This is a genomic window from Bacillus sp. FJAT-27251, assembly GCF_001273925.1.
GTDB lineage: Bacteria > Bacillota > Bacilli > Bacillales > Cytobacillaceae > Mesobacillus_B.
In genome coordinates, this window is record NZ_LIGG01000001.1 from 4,849,727 (window position 1) to 4,857,251 (window position 7,525).

General features: G+C 48.7%; 8 protein-coding genes. 1 reads left to right on the plus strand and 7 read right to left on the minus strand.

The window, feature by feature from the left end; genetic code table 11:
• Positions 1-18: 18 nt before the first annotated feature.
• Genes hemB through hemA form a run of 5 tightly spaced genes read right to left on the minus strand, consistent with a single transcriptional unit; the run spans position 19 to position 4,927 of the window.
• The gene (gene hemB / locus ADU22_RS23005; protein ID WP_053364248.1) at positions 19-996 is read right to left on the minus strand and encodes a porphobilinogen synthase; all 978 of its coding nucleotides are present in this window, start codon (positions 994-996) and stop codon (positions 19-21) included.
• On the minus strand, positions 993-1,775 hold the full coding sequence (locus ADU22_RS23010; RefSeq protein WP_053364249.1) for a uroporphyrinogen-III synthase: 783 nt from the start codon (positions 1,773-1,775) through the stop codon (positions 993-995). Before ADU22_RS23010 ends, hemB begins: the two co-directional genes overlap by 4 nt.
• Positions 1,772-2,707, minus strand: coding sequence for a hydroxymethylbilane synthase (gene hemC, locus ADU22_RS23015; protein ID WP_053364250.1), 936 nt, complete (start codon positions 2,705-2,707; stop codon positions 1,772-1,774). Before hemC ends, ADU22_RS23010 begins: the two co-directional genes overlap by 4 nt.
• A gap of 16 nt (positions 2,708-2,723) precedes the next feature.
• Positions 2,724-3,557 (minus strand): cytochrome c biogenesis protein CcsA, encoded by an 834-nt coding sequence (gene ccsA / locus ADU22_RS23020; RefSeq protein ID WP_053364251.1) that lies wholly within the window; start codon positions 3,555-3,557, stop codon positions 2,724-2,726.
• A 17-nt stretch (positions 3,558-3,574) separates the two neighbouring features.
• Entirely contained in the window at positions 3,575-4,927 is a 1,353-nt protein-coding gene (gene hemA, locus ADU22_RS23025) for a glutamyl-tRNA reductase (RefSeq protein WP_053364252.1), read from the minus strand.
• Positions 4,928-5,199: 272 nt separating this feature from the next.
• Between hemA and ADU22_RS23030 the strand changes: the two genes are divergently transcribed.
• Positions 5,200-5,682, plus strand: coding sequence for a LiaI-LiaF-like domain-containing protein (locus tag ADU22_RS23030; RefSeq protein ID WP_053364253.1), 483 nt, complete (start codon positions 5,200-5,202; stop codon positions 5,680-5,682).
• A 69-nt stretch (positions 5,683-5,751) separates the two neighbouring features.
• On the opposite strand, the gene ADU22_RS23035 is transcribed toward ADU22_RS23030, so the two are convergent.
• Positions 5,752-6,474, minus strand: a complete 723-nt coding sequence (locus tag ADU22_RS23035) for an amino acid ABC transporter ATP-binding protein (RefSeq protein ID WP_197280149.1) — start codon at positions 6,472-6,474, stop codon at positions 5,752-5,754.
• A 31-nt stretch (positions 6,475-6,505) separates the two neighbouring features.
• On the minus strand, positions 6,506-7,153 hold the full coding sequence (locus tag ADU22_RS23040) for an amino acid ABC transporter permease (protein ID WP_053364255.1): 648 nt from the start codon (positions 7,151-7,153) through the stop codon (positions 6,506-6,508).
• Positions 7,154-7,525: the final 372 nt, after the last annotated feature.

Genomic DNA, 7,525 nt, shown 5'->3' on the forward strand with positions numbered 1-7,525 from the left:
GTTTGATAGAGTAAATGATTATTCCTTCAGCCAGCGGGCTGCATCTTTCGCATGGTACGTAATGATCAGGTCGGCTCCAGCGCGTTTCATGCCGGTAAGCATTTCCATGACGATTCTTTGCTCATCAATCCAGCCATTCGCAGCAGCCGCTTTTACCATTGAATACTCGCCGCTGACGTTGTAAATCACAACCGGAAGATTGAAATGGTTTTTCACATCGCGGACGATATCCAGATAAGGCATTCCCGGCTTCACAATCATGAAGTCGGCGCCTTCGCCAATATCGGATTCTGCTTCGCGCAGTGCTTCAAGCCGGTTGGCAGGATCCATCTGGTATGTCTTGCGGTCACCGAACTGGGGCGTGCTGTCGGCAGCATCACGGAATGGGCCGTAGAATGCTGAAGCATATTTTACTCCATAGGACATGATCGGGATATTTTCGTAGCCAGCCTCATCGAGACCCTCGCGGATGGCAGCCACAAAGCCATCCATCATATTGGATGGGGCGATAATGTCGGCTCCGGCCTCCGCCTGGCTTACAGCTGTTTTGACAAGCAGCTCGAGCGAGGAATCATTGTGCACATCGCCATTTTCAATCAGCCCGCAATGCCCATGGCTTGTATATTCACAAAGGCAAGTGTCAGCAATGACGACGATTTCCGGATAGTTTTCCTTGATGAAGCGTGTGGCCACCTGAACGATTCCATGGTCATGATAGGCCTGGGACCCGCACTCATCCTTTTCCTCCGGAACACCGAATAACAGGATGGACGGAATGCCAAGAGCCGCAATTTCATCCATTTCAGCTTTAAGGTTGTCCATTGTGAGCTGATAGACACCCGGCATGGACCTTACTTCATTCCGTTTATTTTCACCTTCCAAAATAAACAGAGGATAGATTAAATCTTCGGTACGAAGATGGTTCTCTCTTACCATCGATCTTAGGGCTGCACTGCTGCGCAAGCGGCGGTGCCGTGCAAATTGGAGATGTTTCATTTCCGCTCCTCCTGTCTGTGTATGTATTCAATGACGCTTTCCATCATATCTTCAACGGTATATTTGCGTGGGCAGGCATGGACGTGAAGGCCATGCTGCTCTGCTCGCTGCCTCGAAACCGGTCCGATGCAGGCGACAATGGCATTTTCAATCCTGCTTTCAAGGCCTTGGGCCCGGACTATATCCATAAAATGGTCGATGGTGGACGGACTTGTGAAAGCGAGGATGTCCAGTTTCCTGCTGTTCAGCAGCTCTGCCAGCCTGGAGGCGCTCTCTTTCGGCATATAGGTCTCGTAAATGATCAGTTCATCTACCACCGCGCCTTGTTTTCGCAGCGAGGAAGAGATATATTCCCTTGCCAGATTTCCTTTAGGAATCAGCACGGTCATTCCTTTCCTTATAAATGGGGCAAATTCGCGGACGAAACCTTCGGCCACGTACTCATCAGGCATGAAATCTGCCTGGATGCCAAAGCCCTCCAGTACTTCCCGCGTCTTTGACCCAATGACAGCCACTTTCGGAAAAGGGTGGCGCTTTTTGTAATAGGAAAAGAACGTCTCAACCGTAACATTGCTTGTAAATATAATCCAGTCATATGTATCCAGCCGCCTCAACGCGGCAGCCAGTTCTTCAGATGCAGCAACAGGACGGAAAGCGATCAGAGGGACCGCCACCGGTTTCCCTCCTAGCTTTTTTACCAATTGAGAAAAGGATTGCGCCTGTTTTTCTCCTCTTGGGATCATTACCTGTTTATTTTGCAGCGGAAGGGGAGGAATCATTCCGAGTCGAGCTCCTCTTTGACCTGGTCGATCAATTCTTTCGCTCCCATTGAGGTCAGCCTGTCAGCAGCAAGCTCTCCGAGTTCCCTTGGGTTGCTTCCTGTGACCATATCTTTGTAAATCACGTTTCCATCCGGGGATCCCACAAGTACAGTCAGGACGATTTCATCATTGTCCTTTGCTTCGGCAAAGCCGGCAATCGGCACCTGGCAGCCGCCTTCCATTTTGGCAAGGAAAGTCCGTTCAGCATTGACGGCCGCTGCGGTTTTTTTGCAGGTAAATTTCTCGAGCCATTCAAGGAGCTCCTTGTCACTCTCACGGCATTCGATTGCAAGCGCCCCCTGGCCGACAGCCGGGACGCAGATATCCGGATCAATGAACTCGGACACGGTTTCAGCAGCCCAGCCCATGCGCTTCAATCCTGCCGCTGCAAGGATGATGCCATCATACTCGCCGGCGTTAAGCTTTTCAATTCTCGTATCAATATTCCCGCGGATCCATTTGATTTCAAGGTCGGGACGCCTTGATAAAAGCTGGGCGCTTCGGCGCAGGCTGCTTGTGCCGACAACCGCGCCGCTCTCAAGCTCACCCAGGCCTTTGCCGCCTTTTGAAATGAGGACATCGCGGTGGTCTTCACGCTCAGGGATCGAGCCGATTACAAGCCCTTCAGGCAGGGCGGCAGGCATATCCTTCATGCTGTGGACAGCCATATCAATCCTTTTATCAAACATGGCTTGCTCGATTTCCTTTACAAACAGCCCTTTGCCCCCCACTTTCGATAGCGTCACATCAAGGATTTTGTCCCCTTTGGTCACAATCTCCTCTACCTCGAATTCGAATGGGGCTCCCAATGCCTTTAATTGGCTGATGACCCAGTTTGTCTGCGTCAGTGCCAGCTTGCTCCGTCTAGATCCTACAATAATTTTTCTCAATGAAGTGCCCTCCTTGTTACTGATACCAGAAATGGAATGATGAAAATCTGCCAAATAAGAAAAAGTTGATAAGTACAATTAAAAATGAAGCTGTGTTCCAAAGCGCGAGCGACTTTCCATGCAGATTCCGGCCGACCCTTGAATACAGATAGACTCCGTACACAGCCAGCACGATGAACGAGCCAATCACCTTGGAATCATTCCAGGCCATGTCCGGAACCTTGATCCAGGCCCACTGCAACCCAAGAATCAGGCTTAAAAGCAGGGTCGGAAACCCAATGACGTTCAGGACATAAGATAAATGCTCCAATTTATGAAGGTCGGCAATCCGCCGCAGCATCTTTCCCCACTTTTTCCTTTTCAGGAGCTCATACTGCAGCAGGTATAAAAGCGACAGCACAAAGGAGATGGAGAACGCTCCATAGGAAAGGATGGCCATGGTAATATGGATCAGCAGCAGCTCTGAAACCAGCTGTTCCGACATCGGATTGGATTCGTAGTATGCCGGGGCAAATGTATGGATGCACATGATGATAAAGCCAAGAACATTGGTAAAAAAGACGATGAAATCGACTTTCAGGATTCTGTTGATGGCCAGCGAGAGGCTGACAAGCACCCAAGCGTAAAAATAAAGCCCCTCGAACAGGGTGAGAACCGGAAATCGGCCTGTTTCCCTCATGTACAAAAACAGGAAGAGCGTTTGCAAAATCCATACAAATGCAAGTAACCAGAAGGCAATTTTGTTTACCTTCCGGTTACTGTTAAGGAAGTCCATAAAATATAAAAGCACGCTTGCCGCATAAATCACAATCGTCAGCTCATGCAGTCGGGTCATAAAAAGGTCTGACATTTGCCTTTTAACCTCACTTACGATTGAAAGGATGCCTGAGGCACTTTAACGTTTATATCGGCCTGCTTTGATTCGGCTGGTTTCAATCCTTTTTGTTCAGCTACGAGCTGTTCGATATTGAAAATTTTCACAAAAAGATCCAGCGCTTCTTCAGCGTCACGCTGTGCAGACAGCTCCTTTGCCTGAAGGATTGGGTCTTTCAGAAGCTGGTTGATGATGCTCTTTGTGTGCTTGTTGAGCACTTTGATATCGCGTTCGGAAAGATGCGGGAGCTTGCGCCCAATGCTGTTCATTGTTTCCTGCTGGATCTCATGCGCCTTGGCCCTGAGTGCTGAAATCACAGGCACAACACCAAGGGTGTTCAGCCACTGCTTGAAGAGGACCATTTCCTCTTCGATCATCAGCATGATTTTTTCCGCGGCTTTTTTGCGTTCCTGAAGATTGGCTTCGACAATCCCCTCCAGGTCATCAATATCATAAAGGAAGACATTCTCGACTGAAGCGATTGCCGGGTCAAGGTCACGCGGAACGGCGATATCCACCATGAACAGCGGCTTGCCTTTGCGCACCTTGGAGACAGTGTCCATCATTTCCTTCGTGACGACAAACTCTTTGGCTCCTGTGGAGGAGATTAGAATATCCGCTTCCACAAGGGCACATTGCAATTCTTTCAGAGTGCGGGCTTCGCCTGCAAACCGGCTGGCGAGGTCTTCCGCTTTTTGATAGGTGCGGTTGATGACCGTAACCTTCCTTGCCCCATTGGAGTGAAGGTTCTGGATGGCGAGCTCGCCCATCTTCCCTGCTCCAAGAATTAGCACATGCTTGTTATCGAGCGAACCAAAGATTTTCTTTGCCAGTTCAACAGCAGCATAGCTGACGGAAACCGCGTTGGCACCGATATCCGTCTCGGAATGGGCGCGTTTCGCGACCGTAACGGCCTGTTTGAAAAGATGGTTGAAAACTGTTCCTGTTGCCTTTTCCTCCTGGGCCATCAGGAAGCTTGACCGGACTTGTCCAAGGATCTGCGTTTCCCCAAGTACCATGGAGTCCAAACCGCAGGCCACTTTAAACAAATGGTCAACAGCTCCATCCTCTTCATAGACAAATAGGAATGGCGAAAACTCATTCTGGTCAATATTGAACCATTCCGATAAAAATTCTTTTATATAGTAACGGCCAGTGTGGATCTGGTCCACAACGGCGTATATCTCCGTACGGTTACAGGTGGATATAATGACATTTTCAAGAATGCTCTTCTTGTTTTGAAGCGTCTGCATTGCATTCTTTAGATTTGCCTCGTTGAATGTCAACCTTTCCCTGATCTCGACAGGAGCAGTACGGTAATTAAGGCCAACAACTATTGTATGCATAAGTAAAATGACACCTCCAAACAAAAATCACATTGCGGCTAACGCCATTATAACACCCGAAATTTAATAGATTTTTAATAAATGTGAACATCTATCGAAAAGATTAAGCAACACCTTTTTAAAAAGGCGGCATGTCCATAAATAAAAACCAATTGCCAGCCCGGCGGGCCATCTGGTTAAATATAAAGTGTGTGTAATGGTTACTTTCTCCCTATGTACAGTATCAAAAATTCGGCATGAATTCAAGTAAGCCTTACTGGAAAGGTAGGAATATGAAGAAAACTTCACTGATACCAGGCATTATCCTAATAGGATATGGAATTTATTTTTATCTCGACCAGGCAAACATTGTCCTGTTCCAGCAGTTTCATACGTGGCCGACACTTATGGCCATCATCGGATTGGCTTTCCTGGTCCAGGGCTATTGGGGCCGGGACTTCGACTCCATTTTGCCGGGAGTCATCCTTTTGGGGCTGGGAATCCACTTTCATGTGGTTGGCCGGCTCGCAGTCTGGCCGGACCACCTGGGAGCCTTTATTTTAATCATTGCCCTTGGATTCCTGCTGCGCTATCAAAAAAGCGGAAACGGACTGGCATATGGAATCCTTTTCCTTAGCGTTGCCGCCCTGCTGCTTTTTTATGACAGCATTGCAAGCTGGCTGGGGCTTTTGGAGAGCCGTTTCGCTTCCTTCCTGACCTTTTGGCCTGCGGCGCTCATTTTGATAGGAGTCTATCTTCTTATGAAGAGAAGGTGAAAAAAGACAGGGCTCAATGCCCTGTCTTTTTTCATGTCAGCTCGGCCTGGGAGCCGGCTTCGCCGTTCATTATAAAACGGAATCCAAAAATTCCTTCGTCCGCTGTTCTTTTGGATTGTTGAACACTTCTTCAGGGGGGCCTGCTTCGACGATGCGGCCGCCGTGCATGTAAACCACCCAATCGGCCACTTCTTTGGCAAAGCCCATTTCATGCGTGACGACGACCATGGTCATTCCTTCGTCGGCGAGCTCTTTCATCGTGGCGAGGACCTCCCCTACCAGCTCTGGGTCAAGCGCCGAGGTCGGCTCGTCAAACAGCATGACCTCAGGCTTCATGGCCAGCGCCCTGGCAATTGCCACCCGCTGCTTTTGGCCTCCCGACAATTTTCCCGGATAGACATTTTCCTTATCGCTCAAGCCGACTTTCTTCAATAGTTCCTTGGCTTGCTTATAAGCCTGTTCTTTAGGCACCTTTTTTACATGCATCGGCGCCTCCACGATATTCTCGATGACTGTCATATGGGGGAAAAGGTGAAAATGCTGGAATACCATTCCGACCCTGGCGCGGATATCGTTAATATCATGCGTTCCCAGCTCGACTTTCTCGCCGCCGATGATGATATTGCCGCTGTCTTTAATCTCCAGGAAATTGAGACAGCGAAGGATAGTGCTTTTCCCCGAACCGCTCGCCCCGATCAGGCAGACTACTTCGCTTTCCTTTACCATCATTTCAATGTCCTTCAAGACATGCAAATCCCCAAAGGATTTGTTCAGTTTTTCCACTTTTACCATAATTGAACTGCTCAAGCTCCTTCCTCCTCTCCTAATCGCTCAATGACATCCGCTTTTCAATGAAACGGACAAGCATGGTGAAAATAAACACGAGAATCAAATAGTAGACGGCGACAATCAATAGGTAGCTCATATAATCGAAAGAATTTGAGCCGTATGTTGTCGCGACATTGAATAATTCGTACATGCCGATAAAAGCAGCCAGGGAAGAATCCTTGATTGCGATGATAAACTGGTTGCCAAGCGGCGGCATTGCTCTTCTCAGCGCCTGCGGCAGGATGATCCTGCGGTAGGTCAATCCCGTTGACATCCCCAGGGAACGGCCGGCTTCCATCTGTCCTTTGTCAATCGACTGGATGGCCCCGCGGAAGATTTCCGCAATGTACGCACCGTTATGGAAAGCGAGACCCAGGACGACGGCCCAGAATTGGGACATGTTGAAGGCCGTAAGCCCATAATAGAAAACGAAAATCTGCACAACCAGCGGCGTTCCGCGAACAAGAAATATGTATAGGTCGGCAATCCACTCGAGGATTTTGACGCCGGATATTTTTAGAAAAGCGAAAAAAAGTCCTATTACTATACCAATCAATATGGCTACTGCCGTCAATTGAAACGTCAGCAGCATCCCTTTAAGAAAAACAGGATAACTATCAATAAACTTCGAAATCCAATCCAATGACTTCCCCTCCTAATAGAAAAGCGTAAGCACACAGTGAAATTTTGGGCACTGAGAGACCCTGTCAGTTACCTTTTTTGGTCTGCCCAGCAATTTTCGGGTACTGAGAGGCGTCGTCAGTTACCTTTTTTTCGGCTGCCCAGCAATTTTTGGGCACTGAGAGAACCCGTCAGGTACCTTTTTTCCTCTGTCCAGCCATTTTCGGGCACTGAGAGGCGTCGTCAGTTACCTTTTTTCGGCTGACCAGCAAATTTTGGGTACTGAGTGGCGTCGTCAGTTACCTTTTTTCGGCTGACCCTCAAATTTCGGGCACTGAGAGACCCCGTCAGGTACCTTTTTTCGCCTGACCAGCCATTTTCGGGCACTGAGAGA

What these genes read in the sequence shown, in the direction of transcription:
- hemB (WP_053364248.1), bottom strand. Translation starts at nt 996, where the DNA reads ATGAAACATCTCCAATTTGCACGGCACCGCCGCTTGCGCAGCAGTGCA.
- ADU22_RS23010 (WP_053364249.1), bottom strand. Translation starts at nt 1,775, where the DNA reads ATGATTCCTCCCCTTCCGCTGCAAAATAAACAGGTAATGATCCCAAGA.
- ccsA (WP_053364251.1), bottom strand. Translation starts at nt 3,557, where the DNA reads ATGTCAGACCTTTTTATGACCCGACTGCATGAGCTGACGATTGTGATT.
- hemA (WP_053364252.1), bottom strand. Translation starts at nt 4,927, where the DNA reads ATGCATACAATAGTTGTTGGCCTTAATTACCGTACTGCTCCTGTCGAG.
- ADU22_RS23030 (WP_053364253.1), top strand. Translation starts at nt 5,200, where the DNA reads ATGAAGAAAACTTCACTGATACCAGGCATTATCCTAATAGGATATGGA.
- ADU22_RS23035 (WP_197280149.1), bottom strand. Translation starts at nt 6,474, where the DNA reads ATGGTAAAAGTGGAAAAACTGAACAAATCCTTTGGGGATTTGCATGTC.